24 protein-coding genes and 1 pseudogene are annotated in these 25,325 nt (G+C 40.4%); 5 read left to right on the top strand and 20 right to left on the bottom strand.

From position 1 onward, the window contains the following. Positions 1 to 104: 104 nt before the first annotated feature. The 9 genes and pseudogenes from ACM26V_RS22110 to ACM26V_RS22070 form a co-directional block, all read right to left on the bottom strand. Entirely contained in the window at positions 105 to 2,354 is a 2,250-nt protein-coding gene (locus ACM26V_RS22110) for a phage/plasmid primase, P4 family (RefSeq protein ID WP_416148931.1), read from the bottom strand. Next, entirely contained in the window at positions 2,351 to 3,148 is a 798-nt protein-coding gene (locus ACM26V_RS22105; protein WP_416148930.1) for a phage antirepressor, read from the bottom strand. The genes ACM26V_RS22110 and ACM26V_RS22105 overlap by 4 nt, the downstream gene beginning before the upstream one ends. A gap of 86 nt (positions 3,149 to 3,234) precedes the next feature. Then, on the bottom strand, positions 3,235 to 5,208 hold the full coding sequence (locus tag ACM26V_RS22100; protein ID WP_416148929.1) for a DNA polymerase: 1,974 nt from the start codon (positions 5,206 to 5,208) through the stop codon (positions 3,235 to 3,237). After that, positions 5,205 to 5,765 carry a DUF2815 family protein gene (locus ACM26V_RS22095; RefSeq protein ID WP_416148928.1) on the bottom strand — a complete coding sequence of 187 codons (561 nt, stop codon included), beginning with the start codon at positions 5,763 to 5,765 and terminating at the stop codon, positions 5,205 to 5,207. Before ACM26V_RS22095 ends, ACM26V_RS22100 begins: the two co-directional genes overlap by 4 nt. Positions 5,766 to 5,767: 2 nt before the next feature. After that, a pseudogene (locus ACM26V_RS22090) lies at positions 5,768 to 5,995 on the bottom strand (DUF2800 domain-containing protein); the annotation flags it as partial. A 26-nt stretch (positions 5,996 to 6,021) separates the two neighbouring features. Continuing rightward, on the bottom strand, positions 6,022 to 6,135 hold the full coding sequence (locus ACM26V_RS22085; RefSeq protein ID WP_416151946.1) for a hypothetical protein: 114 nt from the start codon (positions 6,133 to 6,135) through the stop codon (positions 6,022 to 6,024). Positions 6,136 to 6,217: 82 nt separating this feature from the next. Next, positions 6,218 to 6,535: an rRNA biogenesis protein rrp5 gene (locus ACM26V_RS22080; RefSeq protein WP_416148927.1), complete on the bottom strand. Its 318-nt coding sequence runs from the start codon at positions 6,533 to 6,535 to the stop codon at positions 6,218 to 6,220. Then, a complete protein-coding gene (locus tag ACM26V_RS22075) occupies positions 6,510 to 6,737 on the bottom strand; it encodes a hypothetical protein (protein ID WP_416148926.1) in 228 nt (75 codons plus the stop codon). Before ACM26V_RS22075 ends, ACM26V_RS22080 begins: the two co-directional genes overlap by 26 nt. Before the next feature lie 78 nt (positions 6,738 to 6,815). Continuing rightward, complete coding sequence (locus ACM26V_RS22070) at positions 6,816 to 7,310, bottom strand: RNA polymerase sigma factor (RefSeq protein WP_416148925.1); 495 nt, start codon at positions 7,308 to 7,310, stop codon at positions 6,816 to 6,818. A gap of 263 nt (positions 7,311 to 7,573) precedes the next feature. On the opposite strand from ACM26V_RS22070, the gene ACM26V_RS22065 reads away from it, so the two are divergent. The 4 genes from ACM26V_RS22065 (at position 7,574) to ACM26V_RS22050 (ending at position 10,796) form a co-directional block, all read left to right on the top strand. After that, on the top strand, positions 7,574 to 8,743 hold the full coding sequence (locus tag ACM26V_RS22065; protein WP_416148923.1) for an ABC-three component system protein: 1,170 nt from the start codon (positions 7,574 to 7,576) through the stop codon (positions 8,741 to 8,743). Next, complete coding sequence (locus ACM26V_RS22060; protein ID WP_416148922.1) at positions 8,727 to 8,951, top strand: ABC-three component system middle component 7; 225 nt, start codon at positions 8,727 to 8,729, stop codon at positions 8,949 to 8,951. Before ACM26V_RS22065 ends, ACM26V_RS22060 begins: the two co-directional genes overlap by 17 nt. A 14-nt stretch (positions 8,952 to 8,965) precedes the next feature. Next, positions 8,966 to 10,603 carry a DUF2326 domain-containing protein gene (locus ACM26V_RS22055; RefSeq protein ID WP_416148920.1) on the top strand — a complete coding sequence of 546 codons (1,638 nt, stop codon included), beginning with the start codon at positions 8,966 to 8,968 and terminating at the stop codon, positions 10,601 to 10,603. Positions 10,604 to 10,724: 121 nt separating this feature from the next. Beyond that, positions 10,725 to 10,796: a helix-turn-helix domain-containing protein gene (locus ACM26V_RS22050; protein ID WP_416151945.1), complete on the top strand. Its 72-nt coding sequence runs from the start codon at positions 10,725 to 10,727 to the stop codon at positions 10,794 to 10,796. Between the two features lie 265 nt (positions 10,797 to 11,061). Here the strand turns inward: ACM26V_RS22050 and ACM26V_RS22045 are convergent, their stop codons facing one another. The 8 genes from ACM26V_RS22045 to ACM26V_RS22010 all read right to left on the bottom strand — a co-directional run bounded on the left by ACM26V_RS22045 (position 11,062) and on the right by ACM26V_RS22010 (position 21,121). Next, a complete protein-coding gene (locus tag ACM26V_RS22045) occupies positions 11,062 to 11,322 on the bottom strand; it encodes a hypothetical protein (RefSeq protein WP_416148919.1) in 261 nt (86 codons plus the stop codon). A gap of 29 nt (positions 11,323 to 11,351) precedes the next feature. Then, complete coding sequence (locus tag ACM26V_RS22040) at positions 11,352 to 11,633, bottom strand: GIY-YIG nuclease family protein (RefSeq protein WP_416148918.1); 282 nt, start codon at positions 11,631 to 11,633, stop codon at positions 11,352 to 11,354. Positions 11,634 to 11,735: 102 nt separating this feature from the next. After that, positions 11,736 to 14,900 (bottom strand): type I restriction endonuclease subunit R, encoded by a 3,165-nt coding sequence (locus ACM26V_RS22035; protein WP_416148917.1) that lies wholly within the window; start codon positions 14,898 to 14,900, stop codon positions 11,736 to 11,738. A gap of 12 nt (positions 14,901 to 14,912) precedes the next feature. Further along, on the bottom strand, positions 14,913 to 16,085 hold the full coding sequence (locus ACM26V_RS22030; protein WP_416148916.1) for a restriction endonuclease subunit S: 1,173 nt from the start codon (positions 16,083 to 16,085) through the stop codon (positions 14,913 to 14,915). Continuing rightward, a complete protein-coding gene (locus tag ACM26V_RS22025) occupies positions 16,075 to 17,670 on the bottom strand; it encodes a type I restriction-modification system subunit M (protein ID WP_416148915.1) in 1,596 nt (531 codons plus the stop codon). The genes ACM26V_RS22030 and ACM26V_RS22025 overlap by 11 nt, the downstream gene beginning before the upstream one ends. Before the next feature lie 426 nt (positions 17,671 to 18,096). Further along, positions 18,097 to 18,306, bottom strand: a complete 210-nt coding sequence (locus tag ACM26V_RS22020; RefSeq protein WP_416148914.1) for a hypothetical protein — start codon at positions 18,304 to 18,306, stop codon at positions 18,097 to 18,099. 511 nt (positions 18,307 to 18,817) lie between these two features. Beyond that, complete coding sequence (gene rlmD, locus ACM26V_RS22015; protein WP_416151944.1) at positions 18,818 to 20,143, bottom strand: 23S rRNA (uracil(1939)-C(5))-methyltransferase RlmD; 1,326 nt, start codon at positions 20,141 to 20,143, stop codon at positions 18,818 to 18,820. Between the two features lie 102 nt (positions 20,144 to 20,245). Further along, positions 20,246 to 21,121, bottom strand: coding sequence for a DNA-3-methyladenine glycosylase family protein (locus ACM26V_RS22010; RefSeq protein WP_416148913.1), 876 nt, complete (start codon positions 21,119 to 21,121; stop codon positions 20,246 to 20,248). A 129-nt stretch (positions 21,122 to 21,250) separates the two neighbouring features. On the opposite strand from ACM26V_RS22010, the gene ACM26V_RS22005 reads away from it, so the two are divergent. Continuing rightward, positions 21,251 to 21,616, top strand: coding sequence for a GAF domain-containing protein (locus ACM26V_RS22005; protein WP_416148912.1), 366 nt, complete (start codon positions 21,251 to 21,253; stop codon positions 21,614 to 21,616). A gap of 107 nt (positions 21,617 to 21,723) precedes the next feature. On the opposite strand, the gene pdaA is transcribed toward ACM26V_RS22005, so the two are convergent. The 3 genes from pdaA to ACM26V_RS21990 all read right to left on the bottom strand — a co-directional run bounded on the left by pdaA (position 21,724) and on the right by ACM26V_RS21990 (position 25,318). After that, positions 21,724 to 22,515 (bottom strand): delta-lactam-biosynthetic de-N-acetylase, encoded by a 792-nt coding sequence (pdaA, locus tag ACM26V_RS22000; RefSeq protein ID WP_416148911.1) that lies wholly within the window; start codon positions 22,513 to 22,515, stop codon positions 21,724 to 21,726. A gap of 569 nt (positions 22,516 to 23,084) precedes the next feature. After that, a complete protein-coding gene (locus ACM26V_RS21995; protein WP_416148910.1) occupies positions 23,085 to 24,620 on the bottom strand; it encodes a fumarate hydratase in 1,536 nt (511 codons plus the stop codon). Between the two features lie 56 nt (positions 24,621 to 24,676). Then, the gene (locus ACM26V_RS21990; protein WP_416148909.1) at positions 24,677 to 25,318 is read right to left on the bottom strand and encodes a histidine phosphatase family protein; all 642 of its coding nucleotides are present in this window, start codon (positions 25,316 to 25,318) and stop codon (positions 24,677 to 24,679) included. Positions 25,319 to 25,325 lie beyond the last annotated feature (7 nt).

The following is a 25,325-nucleotide window of genomic DNA, read 5'->3' as shown; positions in this document are numbered from 1 at the left end:
GCAGTGAATAGTATCTATATAACTTTATATATAGGCTTTTTTTTAGTCCTATAGGAAAGTTTATAATATGACCTACTTAGCCCTGCACATTTATGGAAAATGGCTTATTCTAGAAACTCTGACTTCAGCCTTAAACCCCTTACAATAATGCCTGCCCTCCTTTTATGCCTTTCAAATCCTGATGCATCAAGTGCAATATAAAAGTCGGTTGTGCTACGAATATACTCGCCTGTCCGAGTGCAGAATGCACGGTATTCTTTGTACACTTCACCGGACTTTGCTGTAAATGTAATATCCAGCTCACAACACTCTATGAGAAAGTGTGAGAGCCAGTCATTGTTTTCTTTATATTCCTGTATCGCATCTTTCACTTTCTGTGGAGGTTCTATTTTGTATTCATCTTTGATTACTTTTTTGGCCCCTTCAATAATCCAAGCGAGTATCGCACCAGCAGAATGCTCGAATAGATAATCTGCATAATTCTTAATATCTTGATTGCCTTCAATCTTCGCTGCAAAGGGAATCACAATCAACCGTCGCCATGTGCCTTTGTCGATCGCCCCGACCTTGGGAAGGTGATTGGTATAGAGCACCAACGTATGGCTGGGGGTATAGCTGAAAGGATCTTTATATTTCTTTTCTGCATAAATTTCATCCGTAGAGCAGAGTTGTTTGACATTGGAGGTATTAAGACGCATCCCTTCTTCCATCTCTGCGGCAATCAACATCCTTTTTCCCTTTGCTTCAGCAAGCTCCGGTTTAACATTTCTTCTGCAACCCACCGTCAGCATATCTGCAGAGAGATTCCCGCTATACGAGCCGAGTATCCTTGACACCACATTCCAAAAGGTCGATTTACCATTACGGCCTTCACCATAGGCGATGATTAAAGCCTCTACATAAACTTTGCCAATAGAAGAAAGCCCCACGATTTTTTGTACATAATTAATAAGCTCTGCGTCGTTTAAGAAAAACGTATTTAATACATCCTCCCACTTATCTGCACCTACATCACTGGGGTCTACTGCTGTCTGCTTTGTAATAAAATGAGAAGAATCATGTGCTAAATTTGTTTTCATGCCTTCGCGTAAATCATAGGTGGCGGAGGTTGTATTCAGCAGAAATTCATCCGCATCCAGCATCTTTTGTTCAATCTCAAGCATTGGTCGAGCCTCTTTTAAAACGGATGTAATGTATTTTGAATCCCTGCGTTTGATAGCATATTTTTTGTATGCATAAGCATCCTCGTATCGATTAAAAGCATGGGATTGCTGTTTATTAAAATGGTTGACGGCTTTCTTTGACCCCATTGACGCGAGGATTTCTACTGCACCATTTTTAACCATTTCAGCCATCGCTTTTTTAATTTCCTTCTCCGCTTCTTCCAGCTGTCTAGTGGTAAGCTCCTGAGCAACTGCCTGTGACTTTGACTTCGATTCCTCCCAAACACTCCCGCTGTACACGATATAATCAGTGGCCGGAGAGTATCGAAGTATGCCTGCATACTCTCTTGCAAGTACCACTGCCTGTCCGACATCTGAGAAATCCTCAGGCATCAATAATGTATCTGAGTTATAAACTTCCGGAGGGATATATCCTTCTTGTGATGCCACACGCTTCCCAAAATTAGCAGCGCTGTTCCATATCAGGTTTAGTTCGCCTTCTTCAAGAGGAGGATTGCATCTTTTTGCCTGTTTTAAGAACAAGGTGTATGCCTCATCGGTATTCCCATAACGCTTACTAATTTTCCCTGCAAAATGAGACATGGCGCTGTTTCGCTTTCCCTCCGGCACTTCTTCTTGTTCGTTGTCCCAGTCCATAAAAGCGGCATCCTCTAAAAAATCAAAGATGTCTTTATTCCCATCATAAAATTCTACGTCCGCATGATCGGTCCCAAAAATTAGTCTTGCACTATCAAGTGCATTGGTATCAAAGTAAGGAAACGCCGAGGCAATCTGTTGCTTTAACATGGCGTATTCATCCTGGTCGGTTGTTTCTGGAAGCATGAAATAGACATGAAACCTTGGGCGTGCAGATTTATTTCTTTTTTGTTTCATATGATTCCGGCTGTATGAAACCACAAATGAGACATCTGAGAATGTCTTTGCAACATCTTCTGACGTAACCCAATCCTGTGGATCATCCGAGTGGTCATTATCACAATCAAGAACCACATTGTCTGCTTTTATAAAATTGGCATTGCTGCGGTAGTTGTCTTTAAATTCTGCTGCAACATGATCAAACTTGATCGCTCTTAGAAAAGAGTCCTCGTGCCCAATGATGGCTTTATGAGGATAAATACAGTTTGAAAGATTCCCTGTGCAATCTGCTGTATATAAAGTAAATGGAATCATTCCATAATCTCCTCATTGTCAGATTCTTGTTCAATTAGCGGTAGCATGCCATGGTCTTTCAATAGCTCATAAATAAACAGGCGTCCTTTTTGCGTCCAGTAAGTGTGAACCTTGGAGTGGGTGTTTCCGTTTTTTCCGGGATACGTATGGGTTTTGGTTGCAGTGTATCCATGCTTTGCATGCTTTTGATACAAGAGCCAGATTTTACTCTGACGGAACTGAACACCTAAATCGTGCAGGTATTCATTAAACCAGCGACCAGACTTTCCATAATCCTTGGCGATTGTTGTGATGGATACCGCATCATTGCAATTAAGGACCACATCGTAATAACTGGCTTTTGGTTTCATTTCTGCAATCTGTTGTTCTTGAATGCTAATGGCGGTCGTAAGCTCGGTGTTTTTTGCTCTCGCTGCCTTAAGCTCCTGCAATGCCTTGATCCAAAGATCAGGATTTGCTAACAATTCATCCGCAGCATATAGTCCATGCTTTCGAATAGAAGGGAGAACCTCGTGGGTTACCCAACGCTTGAACTTTTTGGCTTCTGGTTTTCGAGAAACCAATATGACACTATAAAGACCACTTTCATTGATAATAGCTACTTCTTGTTTTCCACCAGGGGTGTCGATAATATCGACTCCCTTTTCATCACTTTCCAAACGAGCCATAACATCGCGGCTGTTTCCGACTTCTAATACATCACACACATCTTTAAGCACCCACCATGGACTTCCATTTTTCACTACAGTTCTGACTGCACTGCCTTCGTAATTAAAAACCTTTAAATCGTTCATATTGAACCTCCCACGTATAGTATTTAGGCGCTAATTTCTGCCCTCAGCTATAAGCGGAAAAAGAGGAGGTCTCGAACCCCCTCCAGTTAATCTTTTTTATAAAAATTGCACTCGAAGCCGTCAGCACGTAGTTTTAGCCCCGGCGCCCAAGTTGGTGTTTGGCTCATAAGATCACAAACATCTTGAACAGATGCTTCTAGCGGAACTTCCAAAACCGCCTCATCGTGGACATGCATCACAATCCTATAGCCTGCTTTATCTAAATTTTTCATCGCATAACAAAGAAGATCTCTTGAGATGGCTTGGACAATGTTCTCGACAAATTTCGGACCATAGCTATCAATACGCTCCCATTTTTTTGTTGCTCCTACGCCTTCATAGGTCACCGATTCACTACCAAAACGATTTATGCCCATTCTTGGTTTTACGTAGGAAAGCTGTCTCCCAGATGGAATCCATATCAAAAGCATTCCACTACGATACTCAAAGCGGATGCGATGAGTTTGTGTTTTACTTCGTTCTTTAACAGTGTCTTTCACAGATCCATCGATATCCCACCACAGGCTGACAATATTGGAGTTGGCATTTCGCCAAGCGTTTACCAGCGGTTTTAGTTCTTCTTCTGTAAGTCCCATTTCCAGGGCGCCCATTGCTTTTAAAGCACCTACCGATCCACCGTAGCCAAGAGCCAGTTCCGCAATTTTACCTTTTTGCCTTAGCGGACTTCCTTTTGTGACTTCTTCTAAAGGAACCCTAAACATCTGAGAAGCAGATGCTTCATATATTTTTCCATGGGTAGCAAATACTTCATTTCGCCATGTCTCTCCTGCAAGCCATGCAATGACTCGTGCCTCGATGGCACTAAAGTCAGCAACGATGAACTTGTGGCCTTCTTTTGGAACAAAGGCAGTACGGATTAATTCTGATAAGACACCCGGAACAGAGTCGTACAAAAGTTCCAACGCGTCAAAGAGACCACCTCTTACTAATTTTCGCGACTGTTCCAGATCCGGCAAATGGTTCTGTGGGAGGTTTTGAACTTGAATAAGCCTCCCTGCAAATCTCCCGGTTCGATTGGCACCGTAAAACTGCAGTAGCCCACGAGCTCTTCCATCAGAACAGACGGCACTTTCCATTGCGGTGTATTTCTTTACACTGGACTTAGCAAGTAACTGCCGCAGCTCTAATACCTCACTTAGATGATCAGGTGCATCCTTTAATAGCTCTTTAACAGAAGCCTTATCAAGACTTTCCGTTTCCACCCCATTCTCCAAAAGCCAGGTTTTTATCTGAGCCACTGAATTTGGATTATCAAGCTTCGTGATTTCTTTCAAGCGGCTCATCAATTTATCTCTGACTTTGTCGTCGCATCGTATAGCCTGACGCACTAATTTCAGATCTAGCTGAATACCTCGATCGTTGATATGCTGATCAAGGATATAGTTTTTCCACTCATCTTCTGGCATAGGAAACTTCTGAAGCTTTGAATGAATGGAAAGTTCTGTTTCTACATCTCGAAGGTTATATGCTTTGAATCGATCCCACTTATCTGGATCATGTTTTGGTAGATTTCGTGTGCGGCCACCATTGGTTTTCGTTGACTTGCAGGGCTGACAAAAATACCGTATGAGTTCTTTTCCTTCCCTCAGTTTTTTCTTATCTGCACCTGTTACAATTGCTGCTCCCTCCAGGGAAAGAGGAAGGCCTAGATAGGCAGACCACACCATCGTACAGCGCCAGGATGACGGGTTGAGAAATAAACTATCAGAATTATTCTGATCCAGCACTACCCCTTTTCTTGAAAACCAGCGGGATAGACATATTCTTTCAAACTGGGCATTAAAGGCCCATTTTGTTACCTTGTCATCCAAAATTGCATCTGTTACTTCTTGAGGAATTTCTTCACCATTTGCCAAGTCAACAACCTTCACCAGTCCGCTATCAACACTGTAGCCCAAAAGTAAAACCTCAAAATCCGGTGCTTCTGCATAACGATAGACCCCGCTTTTAGCGAGGCCCACATCACTGAAGGTTTCAAGATCTATATTTAACGACTTCATGATAAAAAGTCATCATCCACATCGGTGGTGAAGTCTTCAGCTGCATTTCTTCTACCGCCTAGAGGCTCACCGTCTCGGATCTTTTGAATATTTCCAAGTCCACAAGCTACACCCTTATTCCCATTAGTATTAAAAGCATAGAAGTTGATACTCACTCTTGCGTACACACCTGAGTAGATTTCCGAACGTTCAAGAATCGGATTAACATCTTTGTCTACGACTTGCGGCGGTGTATTGCTATTTGCATTGACGAAATAACAATTTGCATAAGCTTCATCATCAGGGCGATCGATGTCTCCATCGCGTAGAGGGAGCTTTAGGGCTGCTTTGTTAGGAATCTTACCGCCAAATTTCCCTTTCCCTTCTTCAATTGCGGCATTTACCGCCTCATCAATAGCATTGAGCGTTTTCGTATCACTTTTTGCGATAATCAAACTCGTACTAAACTTTTCAGCTCCGCCATTAATTGATTTCGGTTCCCAAACATTGGCATAAGAGAGTCTTACAACTCCAGTGATCACTTTCGTAGGATTCGTTCTGTTTACTTTGTATGACATAATTATTCCTCCATAAAATCATTTTTTGCTGTCCCAGCTGTTATTTCAGGACGCTTGTCTGAGACAGGTACGAGTGTCTGTTTTCCCGGTGGCTTCTTGACCAGACCACCTAGAACTTCTTTAAAACGTTTTTTTTCGAGTAATTTTTCCATCTGGGTAATCGTGATGAGACTTTGCTTATAAATGTCGTGATAGCCTGCATTCTCCGCGGTTTCAGCTACTTCTTTTTCATCTGTATATTTGCGGTTGGAACGACTTACAACGACCTTAAATCCGGGCCACTTTTTTTTCCACGATTGACTGCTGCATCTGTTGCATAAGCCATGATTTCATTTGCCCAGCTGGTGAGATCCCCGACTGATGATAGAATTTCTGAGATTTCTTCATCTGACAGTAGTGGGGTAGAGCGAACTCATATACCGCCAGTTTCATTTTTGCTTGCGCATGATTGCTCATTTTAATCCCTCCGCATCAGAGAGCAGGGAAGAGTAATTCGATGGATCAATCTCGCTGAGTTTAGATGCACCATACTTTTGTAGTAAAGCTCTCACTTCAGCTGTAAATCCGTCATGACTCTTTTCCACAAGTACAGCCCTTACCTCTTCCAAAGTAACCTGCTTTTTCTCTGGCGGATTTTCAGGCTCGGATTTTTCTGACTTTGGTTTTTCAACAGGGTCGTTATTTGCTAAGGCATCCGCAACAGCTTGAAGGCTGTCTGCTAATGAATGAAGATCAGTGACTACATCAAGAAGAAGTTTGGTTTTGCTCATGGCTCACACCTCCTTCCTTGAGTTCCCTGATTTCTACCGTCTCGACTGAGTCACCGTGCGTAATTACAAGCAGGCTTACTTTTTTACCGAGTAACCAATCGAGCAGTTTACTTCGGATTGTTTTTTTGCTGCTTTGAATTACAGAGCTCCTGCCGCCACCAGGTTTTTCCACATTGATTATGACTTTGTGTTTAAGGCTCATTTTTCGTCTCCTTTCCTGGGGCGATTTATCTGCCCCCTCACCAATAAGCGAAAAAGTGGGCTCTTTCGAACCCCCATCTCAGGAAATATTTTTTCTGAGCCGTGCATACATCTTTCTCAAACGTTTACGAATCGCTGCCTCGGACACACCTTCTTCGGCAGCGATATCAGTATTGGAACGCTTGTCCAAATATACTTTTTTAAAAAGCACTTTTTGTTGTGGCAATAGGCACTCCATAGCCTTTGTAAGCTTGTCCAACAAATCTAGGTGTTCTGCTTCCTCTTCTGCTTCTATATAAAGTTCTTCAAGATTAGCTCTATCATCAGCAAGATACTTGTTACGGTCATTTGCAGCTGCACTTTCACCATCATGATAAGCATCAAGATGGGTTGTAACTCGGTAATCATAGCGGCGCTGCTCGTCCACTTCGAAATCATCCATTGAATGTAAAATCTCGATATCAGATGCAGTAACGCTATCCTCTCCTGGAGTAATAACGATCTTTGTTCCTTCAGTCGTGTAATAAATGTAATTGGTTCTCCTCTTTTTGCTTGTTTTGTACGCTCTTGACATGTTTTTGCCCCTCTCTCCGGAGAGAAAAGGGCATGATAATCAGCCGAAAAACTCACCGTTTTTTTTATAAAAACGAGAGTCTTTCGGCTGCTCTATACATGTCATTCAGTTTGAAAAAACGCCTAGTATGTTTACAAACTCAAAATTTGTGCAAAGATTGCAAATATATGTGATATAATTTTTTGTAGATATTAAGATGCTAAGTCCCTGTACACAGGATACTAAATGGGGTTTTCAAATCGTTGACAGTTTGACGCATTGAGATGCATCGAGATGCATCTTGGGAAAAGGAGCAGGCCATGCAGTTTAATGAAATATTTACTGTGCTTAGAAAATACCTGTCCGATGGGCATGGTGTACCATCTTTTTTTCGTGAATTTATTCAAATGATTACAGATGTTCCTGAGAGTGATTGGGATACTCCAAAAGATCCATCCGGGAAGTGCAAAGATAACACTTTAAAGAGTTATGCTTCCAGGGGGCTTTCTAACAAATTTGCTCGGTCAATCGTTTATAAGCTCGATACATACAACCTCGAAGATCGACTGCATAATCTTCCAAGTCAGGCTACTGATGGTTTGGTGGAGGATATTAATAAATTTGATTCTTCTATTCATATCAATAACTATCCTGAGAAAATAGGTGGCCACGTTTGCGAAAATATACGTGACCGTGCCGGCTTAGTACCTCAAGGTAGGATAGATAAAAATGCAGCACTGGAAGAATCGGTCAAACTAAAAAACAACTATGGCGAATCCCTGCTAAGAGAATCTCAAAGCTATTGTTCTTTTCCAGGATGCGCAAAGCCCCTCTACAAAGAAAGTAAGGGGCAAACTCAATGGGTCTATGAAGTTGTGCTGATTGATAAAAATAAAAATAACGATATATCAAACTTGCTTGCTGCTTGTCCTGATTGTCATGCTACTTATTTGCTAGATAACGATAGTAAGCTCATGAAAAGATTAATAAATATAAAAAATGTGTTAAGCACAGCAACTTTAGGTGATTTAGCTGTTGGTGATATAAAAATAGAACAAAATTTACATGCTGCGCTCGAGAAGATAAAAAACCTAAACATAAAAGAATTAGAGGAAGCAGAATTTAATTCAGAGAAAATTGAAGATAAGATTGACCCAGAAAAAGAACCTGCTCTTTATATGCTTAACAGAAACCTTGTCACCAGCTACTATCTAACGGTCAGGGAGATCCTAAAAAATTATGATAAAAGAGGGGATCTTGATTATGAAGAACTTCAAGAGCAAATGAGGGGCCTTTATCGGAAACTAAAAAAGAAGAATTTGTCGCAAATAGAGATATTTGAACGAATAACGAACAAAATACAGACCTCCACCAGACATGAAAATATAATTTGCCAAATTATTGTGACTTATTTTGTCCAGAACTGTGAGGTGTTCGATGCAATTTCCAAATAAACTTTATTCATACAAAAATAGCACTCTAGCCTTATTGCCAGAAGTGCTTAATAGATTACAAAACGGGCCTATTACAGTTAAAGGCCTATTTTGGCAGTTGAATCCTATCCTAGAGGATCCTACCGACTTTTTATCTGCACTGGACTGCTTATATGCAATGCAGATGATTGAAATGACAGAAGACATGGAGGCGATATTCTTATGCTAATCGAATTGAAATCAATGGCATTTAAAGATAAAGGGAAAATAAGACCTCCTATAACCTTTAAACCTGGCTTGAATGTTGTATTAGGTGGAGAAAATGGTGAGAATTCAATTGGAAAGTCCTCGGCATTATTGGCTATTGATTTTATTTTTGGTGGGAGCACTTACATTAAAACAGATGCCGTTAAACAGGTGGGACACCATACGCTCTACTTCTGCTTTGAATTTGAAGGAACAAGCTATTATTTTGCAAGGAATACAAAATATCCTGAAACCATACATATTTGTGACAAGGATTATAAGGTTACCGATGAAAATTACTCTCTTGATGAGTTTGTTAGCTGGTTAAAAGGGAAATATGGCCTAGATTTTCGTGATCTGAAATTCAGAAATACTGTAGGTCGTTTCTTCCGCATCTATGGAAAACAAAATTACGATGAGAAACAACCACTTAAGATTCGACATCAAGAAGGAATGGAAAAGGCGATTGATACAACCATTAAGTTATTCGATAGATTTAAATTTACTGAGCCGTATAAACAGAATTTGAATATTCAAACTGAGCTACAACAAACTTTCCGCAATGCAAGAAAGTATCAATTTATACCCTCACTTGTTGACGGGAAAACCAAGTACGATACAAGTGTAGCAAAAATCGAAAGTTTAAAACAGACACGGGAGCAACTGTCTCAAGAATCAAATAATGATTTTTCTGAAGAGCAAATTAAGCGAGAGAATCAAAGATTAGATCTAAAAAATGAAGTGTATCGATTGAATAAAAAGATCCAGCAAAATAAGAGCAAAATTTCGTTACTGGAGATCAATTTGGAAACCGGCCTATACCCTACGGAGGCCGACTTCAAATCACTGATGACGTATTTCCCTAATGTGAATCTTCGCCGAATTCATGAAGTTGAAGGCTTTCATCAAAAACTGGCTATTATTCTTAATGACGAGTTTGCCCAGGAACGTGAATCGCTTGAATCTGAGAACCAAGAATTGAAAGTGATCGTTAATGGAATGGAAATACAAATGAGTGAACTCGGAATCCCAACACAACTGTCACCTGAGTTTCTAGACGAGTACTCAAGACTCTCTAGAAAAATTCACGAGCTAGAAGCTCAAAACGATGCCTACACTAAACTAAATAAGCTGAATGAAAAGAAGCGTCGAGCCAAACAAGCACTTGAGCAAAGCATAGAAAGTATCTTGTCGGAAATAGAAGCAGAAATTAATACTGAAATGAAAGAGCTCAATAGCCGGATGCTTAATGAAAATCGTAAAGCCCCTCTATTAAAGCTTAAAGCTTACAACAGCTATTCATTCTTTACCCCAGATGATGATGGGACAGGTACGAATTATAAAGGTCTGGTGTTATTCGATCTTGCAACCTTACGTCTTTCTATGCTTCCTGCAATAACCCATGATTCTTTAATTTTTAAGAATATAGAAGATGAATCGGTTGATGGCATTATGCAACTTTATAACGACATTGAGAAGCAAATTTTTATCTCTTTCGACAGAGCGAGTTCTTATGAGTCGAGTACAGCAAAAATTGCATATGATAACACCCGATTAACATTAGGAAAAAACGGTCAAGAGTTATACGGTGAGGACTGGAAGTTAGAGGAGAATAATGATGCATCTAAGCTATAACAGACTGTGGAAGTTATAGCTTAGATAGGGGAATGAACAAGCAGGACTTAAGGAAATTAACTAGGCATAGCTCTACCTCCATTGCAAAGCTAGGCAAAGGAGAAAATGTTAACACCGATGTTTGGTTAGAATATGCAAAGCACTCGATTGTGATCTCTCTGATATTGTAGAACTAAAAAAGAAAACCAAATAGTACGCTTTTAAAAAAAACAACCCTCAAGGCCAGTTCATAGCTTCGAAGGGGGGTTTGCTATTAAGAACACTCCAGCGTCTCATCAAATCAATAAAGGACATCGGTTATGTATGTGTTGATCCACTCACTTCGATACATAACCGATGTCCTTTATGCTTATAATCCTGAACTATTCATCTCTTCCAATCTAAGTTTGAATAAAGAGCTACGTATGTCTGATCAAATAGCACATAATGTTCCGTTTAACTTGCCCTATCAATCTACTTTAACGTCTTACCTTAAGCTCTTTTACTCCTGGCGGAATGCTATCCGAATCAATGGTTTCAATCCGACTTCCCTTTAATACGACAAACCCTTCATTAGTTTGTTCACATTTTGCATCGACTTCTGTGTCACTTTTTCGGGTTCGACGCTTTAATAGAATCGGGTTCGACTCCTCTGCCGTCTCTTGAGCGGATAATTCTTCGAACAGTTTGTGTCCCATTGCACCCATGATGATTCGGGCGTTATCAATGAACTCTTCCATTTCGGTCTGCTTTTCCTCGGTGATATTCCCTAGCGTCGGCTCATTGCCACACTCTTCACCACGTACCGATTCGCTTGCTTCGCCATCTCACAGAACCGGCTCTCCAAATAACTGACTTCAGTTGGACCGAAAGAATTATTTGATGTCGTGAATGAAATGGCTTCCGTCCAGTAATCTTTATCCACATGCCTTTTGTGTTCTTTGAGAAGGTTTATAATGCCCTCTCCATTTTTTCGGACACCAGCTTGGCCGATATAGACCACACTTTCACCGCTATCCTCATCCATCCCAAAGAGGAAGTATACGCCCATTCGGGTTTCCGTCAATCAGAAACAGATTAATGTTTTTTCCTCGTTGAACCATGTTTGATCGTCCTTTTCTATTATGCTATTCGCACCGCTTAGTAATAACGCTTACCTCAACTCATCATCTAGCGGTACGATTTGTTCATCCAACACCTTATTCCATTCCCGCTTCATCATCTGAGGGTACGAAAATGGCTTTACATCCGGATGATGTGTTTTAAAGGTTTCATAATCCTTACTTTCAATGATGCTCTTCATATTCGGGATTGCATCCATCCCAATCGTATATTGGGTCGCAGAAGCATGGAGTTCATTATTGGAAACGCACCAGTATGCACTGAATGCCTCGACGTTTTGATATTTCTTCTCGGTAAAGAAGCTTCTTTTTACTGCAAATACATCCTCATCTTCTTCGACTTCTTTCTCATCAATCGCATTCAAGATATTCCGATACACTTCTTTCACGATTTCAGCCTTGTTCATTTTCTGCAGTGCCTTCTCGATTTCTTCACGTACATCCGGGTTATTCGCTTCGTAGGTGCCTAATAGTTGATCGATATAGCTTGAATCAATATCATACAGTTTTGTCGTCGAATCGCTGTAGAAGGTTAATTCTGAAAAATCCGGACCATCACCCGGCTCACCGCCTCCATCATCATTCACCAGCGATCCCTTGACTGTCTCATATACACCGATTTCTTCTTTTAATACATTTACCTGTTCCTGCAGTGCTTTCGAAGTATCCATATCGTCATTGTAGTTGTCATAGGTTACCAAAGCTTCATAAGAATTATTATACTCCTGAAAGGCTTTGACGTAGTCCACCCGTGTTTCCAAAGGGGTTTCCTCATTCACATCCCCTTCTTGTTCAATTATGTTCACAAAGGCTTTATGTGCCTTTTTAAAGCGTTTCTTGGCTGTATCGTAGGTCGGATAAATTAAGCCCGATTCTTCTTTCACTTCTGAATACAGTTTGGTTGCTTTCGCCACGTTTTCTTCCATCTTAAAAGGCTTACGGAATGTGACGATTAAGCCTTTTGTTTTATCAGGGTAGGTACGATTCGTCCGTGAAAAAGCCTGGATCAATCCGGCATATTCAAGGTTCCGATCGACAAACAGGGTCAGGATCGTCGGGGCGTCGAAACCTGTCAATAACCGGTCTACCACAATCACCAAGTCCACTTGTCGTCCGATCTGCTGAAACTCCGCCCGCTTCCTGGCCAGTCGGTTATTAATATCACCATTGTATCGCTCCAAGTCTGTTAAAGACCAAGATGTTTTGTAATAGTCATTATAATCATTGATGATCTTCTGCATTTCTTCTTGCTGATCGATCGCATTCTCTGTGTTCTCGTCCATTGAATACGTGATCGCAATTCTCGGGAAATCGGGGTCAGTCATTGTTCGGCCTTCTCGAATGGGACGGTCGTGAAATACTTGTTCCATCCAATGTTCATCTTGCGTCATCGCTTTGATGGCATGGTAATATTTCTTGGCCATTGCAATGGAACTGGTGGTTAAGATTGCGGATTTTGTCGGCTTCCCATTCTTGAAATCGAATTTTGTATAAGCATTGTCAGGACGCAGTATTTTCTTGATGACTTTATCAATGTGTCCATCCTGCTCATATATGCTGTTTTCGATATACGTTTCCTTCTCCATCCCTGTCATCTGATCGATCTCTTGATTGATGATTTCAGGAGAAGAAGAAGCATCATTTTCACTGTTACGCAATTTCTTATGAATCCTATTATCTACATATGTCGGTTCGATCGTCGTATCATGTTCCACTTGAAAGCCCAAAACAGAACCGTCTTCCAACGCGTTTTTAATGGTGTACGTATGCAACACTTCACCGTATTGATCATACGTTGTCCGAGCCAGTTGCCCTTTGGCTTGCTTCTTATTCACTTCAAAAATCGGGGTGCCGGTAAAACCAAACCACGTTGAGTTCGGGAAGAACGCTTTGGTCTCCTCCATATTTTCCGCACTTAAAGCGCGGTGGCATTCATCAACAATGAAAACGATATGCTGGCCCATCAGCTTTTGATACCGGTTGGTTCCGTTTTGTTCCTCTTGTTTTTTGGCATATTTCAATGCCGAATCAAGTTTTTGGCGTGTCGTGACGATCACGACATTTGAATTCGCATCCGCCAACAATGTCTTACTTAATTCTTTTGAGCTCCCAGTACCAACAACCAAACTGTTTGCAGGCGTATTCCCTGAAGAGATGCCCGTATTAAATTCGGATGCAAACTTCGTGAATTCACTCGTTGTCTGGTTATCCAAATCCTTACGGTCCACCAGCATGATCGTCCGGTCAATACCGGATTTTTTCGCCAACAATTTCGTGGAGACAAAGCTCGTTAATGTTTTGCCTGACCCTGTAGCATGCCAGACATAACCGGATTGATGTTTATTGGCTGCCGTAAACAGGGCTTCAATCGCATGTATCTGATAGGGATGCAGCACCATCAACGTTTTGTTATCCTGATCCTCACTGACAATCGTATAATTGGCGATCAAACGGTGAGCATCCGGAATATTTAAGGCCTGTTTACTAAACTCATAGAGGTTTTCTACTTTCTTATTATCTTTGGTGCGCCAGCTGAACATGAACTTACTGTGCATGTTCTTCGGCATCGCATTTGCAAAATAGCGGGTGGTTTGTTCATTGGAGACGACGAATAGCTGAAGGGTCGAGAAGATGTTGTTTCTGAACATCCCTTCTTCAGCATACTTCTTTATTTGATGGAAGGCTTGATACACGCCATCTTTTGCCGTAACCTTCTTCAATTCGATTTGAACAATCGGTAACCCATTTATCAGCAGGGTCACATCAAAACGCCGATCCCGCCCTTCGCTTTGATCACTTTTCTTCGCGATCTGGTTGACCACTTCATAGCTTGAAATCCCGCCACCGATATCCTGATTGGAATAGAGCACTAAAGAGACCGAACCAAGATTCGTGTCCTCACGTTCAATCGTGATACGAGCAATCCCGTTCTCACCTTTCAACCACTTCGCCGCATCAAAGGGCGTTTGGGTGCGCAGGAGTAATTCTGTTTTCAAGGCATCAAACTCTTTATCCGTCAGTGGTTGATCACCCAGTTCTGATAAGTTGTTCTGCGTAATCTTTTGACGAAGGTTCTTCCATAGATCAGCTTCTGATTTCAAGTCTGATCGGAAGGTCCATTGGTTATGTCCTTCGCCTAAGACTTCGATCAAATAAGCTTCGATTTCAGCTTCAGATCGGTGGGATAATTTATGCAACAGAGTCACCTCCTAGACGAACATTTTTTGTAAGAACCCTTTTTTCGTTTCTTTTAGCAGTTCAAGTTCTTTTTCATGTAAAGCGATGTTGTCATCGAGTTGTTTAAAGAATTCACCGATTTTTTGTTGTTCTTCAATCGATGGAAATTTAAATTTCAAAGTAGAGAAATCGCTAAAACTTATACTTTTTCCATCACGTATACCATAAGTAACTGTTTCCAGTCTTTTTATAAAATTATTACTTGTTAAAACATTTTTCCAAAAATAATATGACTGTGTTTGTTTATTCCGAAAATCTATTATAGTATACGCAGGGGAAGTAATCCCCTCAATATTCGAGTATGCAAATCCTCCTTGAAATGATCGTAAGTGTATTACAAATTGACCAGGAACAACACGTTTATAATTATTAGTAGACTTTACATCATATTTGATATCAATACCATTATCATCGCGATAAACCATTCCTTTTTTTTGAGATGCAGAAAGAATCGGTAAATCAGTGTGATTTTTATCAGATACACTTGTAAATATTGATTCTGCCTTCGATTCTTCCCACGTCCCACTAAACCCATCAAATCGAACCTCCGGCACACGCTCTCCATCTTTCGGAAACATCTTCTGCAAGAATCCTTGTTTGCTCTCTTTTAATAATTCGATTTGGCGTTGCTGAAGAGCGATGCGGTCATCGAATTGTTTGAAAAATTCACCGATTTTTTGTTGTTCATCTTTATTTGGTATAGAAATAAATGCATTTTTCAAATCACTAGAATTAATTGATTCAAATGTCGAACCACTGCTATATAATCTCCAATAATCATCTACCTTCATTTTTTTCAAGTTTTGATAAACGAATTCATTACCTTTTATACTAGCTACACCACGCCCTATTACTACTTCAAAACCTGTCTTTCCTACTTCACCAACTGGGGCTCTGACGCTTAGTATTATATCGCCTGGAGATGCAAGTTTTGTGATTTGTTTTGTCCAGACTCTTGGTTTTACCCAACCATTTTTCATATCTGCATTTCCTTGAACAAGAATATAATCATTTGGATCATCCGTATAATTTTCACCTTTAGGAGAATGTCCCAGTGTTATATCTGCAATATCATTTAGTTTTTTATTAATCCACTCCCCACTAAACCCATTAAACCGAAGCTTTGGTATCGTTTTATTTTCCATCTTCAAACACCTCTAACGCACCTTGAATCCATTCTTCATCTTCCTCATTATATTGAAGGGAAGAAATATCCTCTAACAAACTCTTTTGAAGTTCTTTTTTGTTTTGTTGAATCTCTTTCATTTCGTCTCCAACGGCTTTCATATCAACCGGATCTTCTTCTTCAAAGGTATCTACGTAGCGAGGGATATTTAAGTTGTAATCATTCTCTTTGATTTCTTCAAAAGTTGCGAGATGTGCGTATTTCTCCACGCTCTCACGCTTGTTATACGTTTCAACAACTCGATCAATGTTCTCTTTCGAGAGTTTATTCTGGTTTTTCCCTTTTACAAACTCATGGCTGGCATCAATAAACAGGACATCCCGTGTGCTTCGGTTTTTCTTCAGAATCAGAACTGTCGTTGGAATGGATGTGCCAAAGAACAGGTTGGCTGGCATACCAATGACCGCATAGATACTGCCATCTTCCAACAGCTTTTGACGGATTACCCCTTCTGCCGCCCCCCGGAACAAAATACCGTGTGGCAGAACAATCGCCATCGTACCTGTTTCTTTTAAGTGATAATAGCCATGCAGGACAAAGGCGAAATCAGCTTTGGATTTCGGTGCGAGTTTCCCGTAGCGATTAAATCGGGAATCATCCAAGAATGTATCATCTGCCGACCATTTCGCTGAATACGGTGGATTCATGACGACTGAATCAAATGTATAAGGCTCATCTGTTGGCCAGTCCTTATTTAAGGTATCACCATTCCGAACCCGCATCTCTTCCGTATCAACACCGTGTAGAATTAGGTTCATCTTCGCCAGGTTGAACGTTGAAGTATTCAGTTCTTGTCCGTGATACTTCACTTTATCCGGATGGTTTAAATAGTTCCGGACATTAAGCATCAAGGACCCCGAACCCATTGTTGGGTCAAAGACACCAAACCACTTTTTATCTTCCTGCCCTATGGCAACGATTTGCGCCATCATATCCGATACCATATGCGGTGTATAGAATTCGCCTGCTTTCTTTCCAGCTTCAGATGCAAATTGACCAATTAGATATTCATACGCATCCCCAATGACATCGCCTTCGTAGCCAATCAGATCAACATCATTTAATTTCTTCAGCACATCAGTAATCGTCACGTTTCGCTGTTGATCATCTGACCCTAATTTCTTCGATTGCAAATCCACATCCTCAAATAAACCATTAAAGGCATCATACTTTGTCGAAAGCTGGATAAATGCTTTATTCAATTGGTTTAATTGAAATATATTCTGCTTTGCCTGATCTGCAAGAATATTAAATAAATATGCTGGTTCAATGTCATAACCTAACGTATCAATTACAGTCGCAATTAAATCTTCTTTCGTATCTTCGTCAGCCAGTAACTCTTTGTAAAGTTCTGTTTTTTGCTCAGGTCTTGCATACGTTTCGAGTGATTCATCAGCTAATTCAACTACTTTATGTAACAACTTATCTGAAAGGTATTTATAGAATATCAAGCCCAGTAGATAGTTCTTATACTCTGAAGCATCCATTTTACTGCGAAGGTTATCCGCCGCGCTGAATAGTTTTTGATTCAATTCTGCTCCCATTTCACTAACACTCCTCTGATTGTTTCATCATTCTAGTTTAACACGAAAAGTGACAGCAACTGTCAGGGTTCGTATGTCCGGCGTGATTATTTTTCGCTCGTGAACTTTACCTCTCCCTCTTTCCATATAGTATAATCTTAACAGATTCAAATCGGTATTTCCTTACCATTTCCAAATACAATCATATATCTGGCTGTCCACGAACCTGATAAAGTTTCAGCGTTGTCCATTTTCGGGACATGAATAGATAGCCGATTTAAAGATTCCAAGTTTCATTTTATTAAAATAATACTCTTGAATGACAGGCTTTCTTTTGCGGAAAGTGTCTCCCCCTTACCCCCGAACGACAAAAACGCCCTCCAGGATCTCTCCCGAAAGACGTTCAAGTTGATACGTATTCTCTCAATCCCTCCATATCAAGAGCTTTCAGCCTTCTCTGTACATCACGGTGACACCTTCCACTTGCGATAGTGGAGTATGTCCTTTAGCTTTAATTGACTTCTTTATCGGCTTCACTTTCTTCATGATGTCATTCCTCTTCCTTTTGTTCACCCTAATCGCTTCTAACAAATCTTCTTTCTCAAGTAAATAATCATATACATCGACAGGAATCTCTCCTCGCTCGATAGCAGCCAAATTGAAAAACTCAATTTTTCATCTTCCTTTAATTGCAATGCCTCGGCTATAGCATATTGTATTTTTTTAATCTAGTGGATTTTTTCTTTTCTTTTATAATTTCACCTAGATAAACAGCAGAATTATTAGCTAAGGAACCAAGTTTACTGTTAGTAAGGTTTATTCCATCTTTTTTACTCACTAAAAAAGAACTAAATTATTTATGATTCACAGGTAAACCTCCAATCTATAAGCACTACGCTATGTGCTTCAGCTATTAGCTAACGGCTTACATTTTTCATTAGATACTGCAACAGTAATCGACTGTGATTGATATCTATCCTGTCTCATCAACCCCTATAAAAGTAGACGTTATCTAATCCGTCAACACAACCCCACTAATTTCAGGGCAGTTGATATGTTACCTCAAACAATAAAAATAGGGTTCCCTGACATGAGCACGCCTGGCAATATAGCCAAGAGAAAAACCTTTTGTCTGGAAACCCTTTGTTTATAAGCTTTTTTAGCCCTACTATTCACCCACTCTTGACATCAATACTACACACTCCACATGGCTCGTCTGAGGAAACATATCAACAGGCTGAAGGCTTTTGAGTTCATACCCACCTATAGCTAGTTCCGCTATATTTTTTGCTAATGTAGATGGATTACAGGATACGTAGACAATCCGTTTTGGTTTCGTACGAATCAGCGTTTCAATCAATGACGGATTCAAGCCTGACCTTGGTGGGTCAACCATGACGACATCTGCTTTCCAACCTTGTTTTTCCCATGTTGGTAACCAGTCTTCCGCTTTACCTACTTCATATGTTGCGTGATCGATACCATGATTTGTTGCGTTTTTATTGGCGTCAGCAATCGATTCGGGAACAACGTCCATGCCGCGAAGTTCTTTCGCTTTATCGGCAACCCAAAGACCAATCGAACCGACACCGCAATAAGCGTCGACGACATTTTCTTCGCCTGTCAATCCTGCCGCTTCCTTCGCTACATCATAAAGCTTTTCCGTTTGAATTGGATTCAATTGAAAAAAAGCTCGTGCTGACAAATGGAACGTGAACTCACCTAATTTTTCTTCCATCTTTTCTTTTCCGTATAACACGATCGATTCATCGCCAAAGACGAGGGATGTCTTTCCAGGGTTAATATTTTGTACCACAGACGTAACGTCTGGCAATCTATGTTTTATTTCTGCAACAAACTCTTCTTGTCGCGGGAATTCCTTTTCAGCAGTTACAAGCGCAACTTGCCACTTATCTGTATTAAATCCAACTCTTGTCACAATTGTTCGCAGAAATCCTTTACGTTTTTTCTCGTTATACAACGGAGTTTTCAAATCCTCGGCAATTTTTTTGACGATTTGTGTGACTTTATTCGTCTGTGGGTGTTGAACGATACAGTCGGAAATATCAATCAATTGATGACTATTTGAGCTATAAAGACCAGCGATCACCTTTCCATCACGTTTACCGACTTGCATTTGGCTTTTATTTCGATAATGCCAAGGGTCATCCATGCCAATCGTATCAGGAAAATCAACTTTATTTAAATCTATCTTTGTATACCGTTCAAAAGCTTGGCGCACGACATCTTTTTTCTCACGTAGTTGCCCTTCATATGTCATATGTTGAATCTGACATCCGCCACATTCGTTGTATACCGGACAAGGCGGGGTCATTCGATCTTTTGAGTTTCGGCGTTGCTTCAAGATCTTCGCCACTGCAAATTTATTAGATACTTGTGTCGCTTCACAAACAACTTCTTCACCTGGCAATGCTCCTGGTACAAAGACTACTTGCCGTTTAAAGAAACCTACGCCTTCTCCATCAATTCCCATTCGTTTAATCGTTAACGGAAATTGCTGTCCTTCTGCTATTTTCAATTCTGTTTTTTGTGCCTTACCACTATTTCGTTCTTTCACAATTTACACCTCAAATTATCAATTCACTTCAATGCTTTCCCACAAATACAAAGACGCATACGTTCGATACGGCTCCCATTTCGCAGACTTCTCTAGCATTGTCTCATGTGTCGGTTTCGTTTCCCAATTGTAATACTTTTTCATTCCATTTTGAATCCCAATATCTTGAATCGGAAACAGATCCATTCTGCCTAATCCAAACATCAGAAAACATTCGGCAGTCCATGGCCCTATTCCGCGAATTTTAACAAGTGTTTTAATGACTTCCTCATCTGACATTTGAACGACATCATCTAAATTTAAATCACCTTCAACAAGAAGTTTTGACGTATCAATAACATACTCAGCTTTACGCTGACTAAACTGCAAATCACGAAGTTGGGATACTTCTAATTTACTAACTGTCTCAGGCGTTGGGTAAAACCATGCTCCATCTTGCTCGAAGCCGAATGTTTTCACAAACCGCTCTGACAAAGTATAAGCAAACGTCATATTCAGTTGCTGATGAATAATCACTTTCATTAAGCATCCGTACATTTGAAAATCACACACAAACGGTGTTCCACGAAAACGCTGGAATAGTGGACCCAATTCATTGTTTTGAAAAAAGTCAGCCACTTCTTTTAATGGAATATTCCAATGAAACAAGTGGGATAATTGTTGAATCACATCGTCATGAGCGACAGGAATTTCATTCTTCGTTTTAACATGAAAACGGGGTTTTTCTAATGTTCCAATTTGCTGTAAATCTACGACAATCGGATAACCTTTCACCCATATCGGGATAAGGATTGTTTCTTTCTCCAAGTCAATTGCTGATAACGGATCGATTTTTAGTCGTTTCAATGCTTGGTGGAAATTGTAAGGACCTACGACGTCTAGGATCTTATCCATTGCAACACCGCCTTTCTTCCTTTAAATCATACCATAATTTTATGATTTCCTTAACTTGCCACAACCAATCGTTACTAGTCTCTGTTAAAATAATCACTGAAACAAGCTATTTAGATAGGAGAGATGAAATTGTCCATTGCAACAGATATTGCTTCACTAAAAATTATGTCTGATGTTTATAAGAGAAAGGAATTACCTGAGCTTTTACAAACAACGGCGGAATCACTACAAAAAGAAGTTTCCTATATCGATTGGGTTGGAATCTATTACTTTGAGAATCCAGAAAAAATGAGCCTCGTAGCCGCTTCAGATTTGGAAGAGGATTTAACGTGGGAAGCGAACGGAGAATTGAAGTTTCCTTTGAAAAATTCGTCTAACGAAGCGGTGGGTATCTTAGTTGTACGCAGTCGTGAAGCGATTGCCTTCGATGTCACAGATGTAGCAACATTGGAAACCATTGCGCAATCATTAGGTGAAATGAGTTTAGCAAACTAACTATTGATTGGTTAGTTCGATGTCTTGGTTCGGCGTTCTTAATCCGGATCAACCTATAAAAAGGGAGTCAGCCTTTCTGAAGGCTTTGACTCCCTTTTTAGTGTATTTTAAAATGATATCTCCTGTTTCAATCGCCATTCATCAAGACTTTTAAACGTATATCCTTCTGATTGTAAATCATCAATCACTCTTGGAAGTGCCTCTGCATTGTCACTTGAAACAGAATGGAGTAGCAGAACAGCGCCAGGATGAATTCGCTCCATGATATTATCATAGGCATAATCCGCTCCTTTTTGGCGATCGATTTCCCAGTCCTTATAAGCGAGCGACCAGAACACATTCGTATAGCCCATTTCCGCTGTTTTTGAGAGAGACCTTTCGCTAAACGTTCCCTGTGGAGGCCGTAAATACATCATATCTGTTCGTCCGGTAACTTCTTCATATGCTTGTTCAAGTGAATGAATCTCTCTCTCTAAACGATCATCGGAAACTTCTGGCAAACTTGGGTGGTGGAAAGAGTGATTGCCAACAATATGTCCTTCCGAAACCATGCGTTTAATCAAATCATTTTCCTCGTTTAAAAAATGCCCCGTCACAAAAAATGTTGCTGGTACATTCTTTTCTTTTAAGAGGTCCAAAATGATTTCTGTATAACCATTTTCGTAGCCATTATCAAACGTTAAATAGAGATTTTTTTCAGACGTATCGCCGATATACATTCCCCCGTATTTTTCGATTAGCTCTTCGAAATGAGGTTCTGTTGTGGAAGGTTCCCCATTCCTTGGATTTTTGAAACTCCATTGATATTCTTTGTTGCTAAGCTCCTCAGCAAAAACTGAGTGAGAAGAAAACAAACCGATTGAAAGGAAAAGCATGATGATAATTGTCAGTCGTTTCATAAACTGAACCCCTCTCTTTTATATCTGCTTCAGTTATTTTCCTTCAATTGGTCGTTTTCATACATGAAAATATATATTAACTGTCACGTTTGCTTCCCTTTAACTTACTTTTCTGTTCTGTACGTCGCTAATCTCCCCGCCTTCTTCCCTTCAATTCACTTTTCCCTCCTGTACGTCACTAAATGCCTAGTTTGGCTCCCTTCAACTCACTCTTCTCTCGTGTACGTCACTAATCTCCTCGCTTCCTTCCCTTCAATTCACTTTTCCCTCCTGTACGTCACTAAATGCCTAGTTTGCCTCCCTTCAAATTACTCTTCTCTCGTGTACGTCGCTAATCTCCTCGCTTCCTTCCCTTCGGCTTACTTTTTTGTTCTGTACGTCGTTAATCTCCCCGCTTTCTTCCCTTCAATTCACTTTTCCCTCCTGTACGTCACTAAATGCCTAGTTTGCCTCCCTTCAAATTACTCTTCTCTCGTGTACGTCACTCGTCACTCACAACGACGAAAACACAAAAAAGGCTCCGCACCTGGTATGCATGCGAAACCCTTCCTTGTTTAAATGTAAGTGTTTTAAGCAAATACTTTATCTTTGTATTGAGATAAACGCTCTAATGAAGATTTTTCTACATCTTTATGAAGACTATTTCCGTGGGCATCCATCGTAACAATCGCTGTGAACCCTTGTACTTTTAAGTGCCACATTGCTTCAGGGATACCGAACTCCATAAGGTCGACGCCTTCGACTTTTTGAATACAGTTAGCGTAATATTGAGCAGCTCCGCCAATTGCATTTAAGTAGACTCCGCCATGTTCTTCGAGTGCTTTCAGCGTTTTCGGGCCCATGCCACCTTTGCCGATGACTGCGCGAATACCAAACTTTTTCATAATATCCCCTTGGTATGGTTCTTCACGAATGCTTGTCGTTGGTCCTGCCGCTTTCACATGCCATTCTCCAGCCTCATCTTTTAACATAACCGGACCACAATGATAAATAATTTGTCCATTTAAATCAATAGGAGCATCGTTATCCATAAGATGATGGTGGATCGCGTCTCTACCAGTGTGCATCATCCCATTGATCGTGACCACGTCGCCCACTTTTAATTCTCGAATTTGTTCTTCTGTCACAGGCGCTTCAAGAACGACTTCATTAGGCTTTTCTTTAGTCGCTGCAATCTCACTTGGTTCTGGTTTAAAGCTAACTTTTTCTCCGTCTTTATAAAACCATGATTGAATTTCACCCGTCTCTGTATGAAGCTTAACTCCTAAACGTCTAAATGCCCAACAGTTATACGCAACTGAAACGAAAAAACTGGCAGGTAGTCGGTTAGCTGAACCGACTTTACAGCCTAGTAATGTCGCTTCGCCTCCGAATCCCATCGTTCCGATTCCTAGTGTGTTAGCTTTTTCGACAATATAGTCTTCCAATTCTGCTAGTTTCTCATTGCCATTTAGGTCATTCACATCTCTAAACAATTGCTCCTTTGCAAGCTGATAGCTAGAAATTCGATCGCCACCAATGCCTACTCCTAAAAATCCTGCACTACAGCCTTGACCTTGCGCTTGATAAACGGAATGGAGGATACATTTTCTAATCCCATCTAAATCACGGCCTGCACGTCCCAGTCCTTCAATTTCAGCTGGAAGGCTATATTGAATATTTTTATTTTCACACCCGCCACCTTTCATGATTAGGCGAGCATCTATGTAATCATTCTCCCATTGCTCAAAATGAATGATTGGTGTTCCCGGACCTATATTATCACCACTGTTTTCCCCTGTAAGAGAATCAACGGAGTTAGGTCGAAGTTTCCCATCTGTGGTTGCCTGCTTCACAGCTTCATGAATCTCTTTTTTCATTGTAATTTGGTTAATATTCACTGGAACTTTGATTTCAAACGTCAGCATCCCAGTATCTTGACAGATAGGCGATACATTCGTATCTGCCATTTCTATATTATCAGTAATCGTGGTTAAGGAAAGTGCTGCGCGTGTTCCTGCATTTTCTTTGTCTTTCGCTTTCTGAACCGCTTCTCTTACGTCATAAGGTAAATTCGTTGATGTTTCAACAATGAGATTGTACATACTTTCTCTAAACTTCTCCATTTAAGTAACACTCCTTAGAATTTGTTGTCTACTCTATTATACTACGAATCTGTCGATCAATATAGCACAGCGGAGCTCTGAGACTTTTCATCATTTGCAAAATGATCCATTCGATTCGTATAGTAAAATTTAGCTGCTCCATCTTCTCTCAATTCAACTTTAGTAATACCAGTATTTTCAATGACGAAAGGTCTCTTAAACGAATGCCATTGTTCCCCGGTAATCAGGTACATGAGCATAATACTGATGAACCCACCGTGGGAAATGATTGCAACCGTTTTGTCATCATATGCTGAAGTTAGTTGCTGTACCAAATCAGCACATCGCTTTGTAACAGCTTCGACCGTTTCCGTTCCATCAATCCCCGACGTAAGCAGAGCATCCTGCTTTAACTCAGGGAAATCAACCGACATTTGTTTTCGAGTTTTCCCTTCCAAAGGCCCTAATCCCACTTCTCGCACCATATCCCAAGGTTTGACTGATAAAGAATGGTGTTTGCCAATTTCTTCAGCAGTTAATTGAGCCCTTTGCAAATCACTTGTAAAAATCTCGTTTAAATGTATGTTAGCCATCCATTTACCTACCTGTGCCGCTTGTTTTTCCCCTAAGCTAGATAATGGAAATTCGGCATGTCCTTGAATAATTCCTTGTGAATTTGCTTCTGATTGTCCGTGGCGAATAAAGTAGATTGTTACCATAATAAAC

The sequence above is a fragment of the Salipaludibacillus sp. HK11 genome (assembly GCF_047795645.1).
Taxonomy (GTDB): domain Bacteria; phylum Bacillota; class Bacilli; order Bacillales; family Salisediminibacteriaceae; genus Salipaludibacillus.
This window is presented reverse-complemented; position numbering and strand designations above follow the sequence as displayed.

Excerpts from the sequence above, each read along its gene's own strand:
- ACM26V_RS22110 (WP_416148931.1), bottom strand. The coding sequence starts at position 2,354 with ATGATTCCATTTACTTTATATACAGCAGATTGCACAGGGAATCTTTCA.
- ACM26V_RS22105 (WP_416148930.1), bottom strand. The coding sequence starts at position 3,148 with ATGAACGATTTAAAGGTTTTTAATTACGAAGGCAGTGCAGTCAGAACT.
- ACM26V_RS22100 (WP_416148929.1), bottom strand. The coding sequence starts at position 5,208 with ATGAAGTCGTTAAATATAGATCTTGAAACCTTCAGTGATGTGGGCCTC.
- ACM26V_RS22095 (WP_416148928.1), bottom strand. The coding sequence starts at position 5,765 with ATGTCATACAAAGTAAACAGAACGAATCCTACGAAAGTGATCACTGGA.
- ACM26V_RS22080 (WP_416148927.1), bottom strand. The coding sequence starts at position 6,535 with ATGAGCAAAACCAAACTTCTTCTTGATGTAGTCACTGATCTTCATTCA.
- ACM26V_RS22075 (WP_416148926.1), bottom strand. The coding sequence starts at position 6,737 with ATGAGCCTTAAACACAAAGTCATAATCAATGTGGAAAAACCTGGTGGC.
- ACM26V_RS22070 (WP_416148925.1), bottom strand. The coding sequence starts at position 7,310 with ATGTCAAGAGCGTACAAAACAAGCAAAAAGAGGAGAACCAATTACATT.
- ACM26V_RS22065 (WP_416148923.1), top strand. The coding sequence starts at position 7,574 with ATGCATCGAGATGCATCTTGGGAAAAGGAGCAGGCCATGCAGTTTAAT.
- ACM26V_RS22060 (WP_416148922.1), top strand. The coding sequence starts at position 8,727 with ATGCAATTTCCAAATAAACTTTATTCATACAAAAATAGCACTCTAGCC.
- ACM26V_RS22055 (WP_416148920.1), top strand. The coding sequence starts at position 8,966 with ATGGCATTTAAAGATAAAGGGAAAATAAGACCTCCTATAACCTTTAAA.
- ACM26V_RS22045 (WP_416148919.1), bottom strand. The coding sequence starts at position 11,322 with ATGGAAGAGTTCATTGATAACGCCCGAATCATCATGGGTGCAATGGGA.
- ACM26V_RS22040 (WP_416148918.1), bottom strand. The coding sequence starts at position 11,633 with ATGGGCGTATACTTCCTCTTTGGGATGGATGAGGATAGCGGTGAAAGT.
- ACM26V_RS22030 (WP_416148916.1), bottom strand. The coding sequence starts at position 16,085 with ATGGAAAATAAAACGATACCAAAGCTTCGGTTTAATGGGTTTAGTGGG.
- ACM26V_RS22025 (WP_416148915.1), bottom strand. The coding sequence starts at position 17,670 with ATGGGAGCAGAATTGAATCAAAAACTATTCAGCGCGGCGGATAACCTT.
- rlmD (WP_416151944.1), bottom strand. The coding sequence starts at position 20,143 with ATGGGAATTGATGGAGAAGGCGTAGGTTTCTTTAAACGGCAAGTAGTC.
- ACM26V_RS22010 (WP_416148913.1), bottom strand. The coding sequence starts at position 21,121 with ATGGATAAGATCCTAGACGTCGTAGGTCCTTACAATTTCCACCAAGCA.
- pdaA (WP_416148911.1), bottom strand. The coding sequence starts at position 22,515 with ATGAAACGACTGACAATTATCATCATGCTTTTCCTTTCAATCGGTTTG.
- ACM26V_RS21995 (WP_416148910.1), bottom strand. The coding sequence starts at position 24,620 with ATGGAGAAGTTTAGAGAAAGTATGTACAATCTCATTGTTGAAACATCA.
- ACM26V_RS21990 (WP_416148909.1), bottom strand. The coding sequence starts at position 25,318 with ATGGTAACAATCTACTTTATTCGCCACGGACAATCAGAAGCAAATTCA.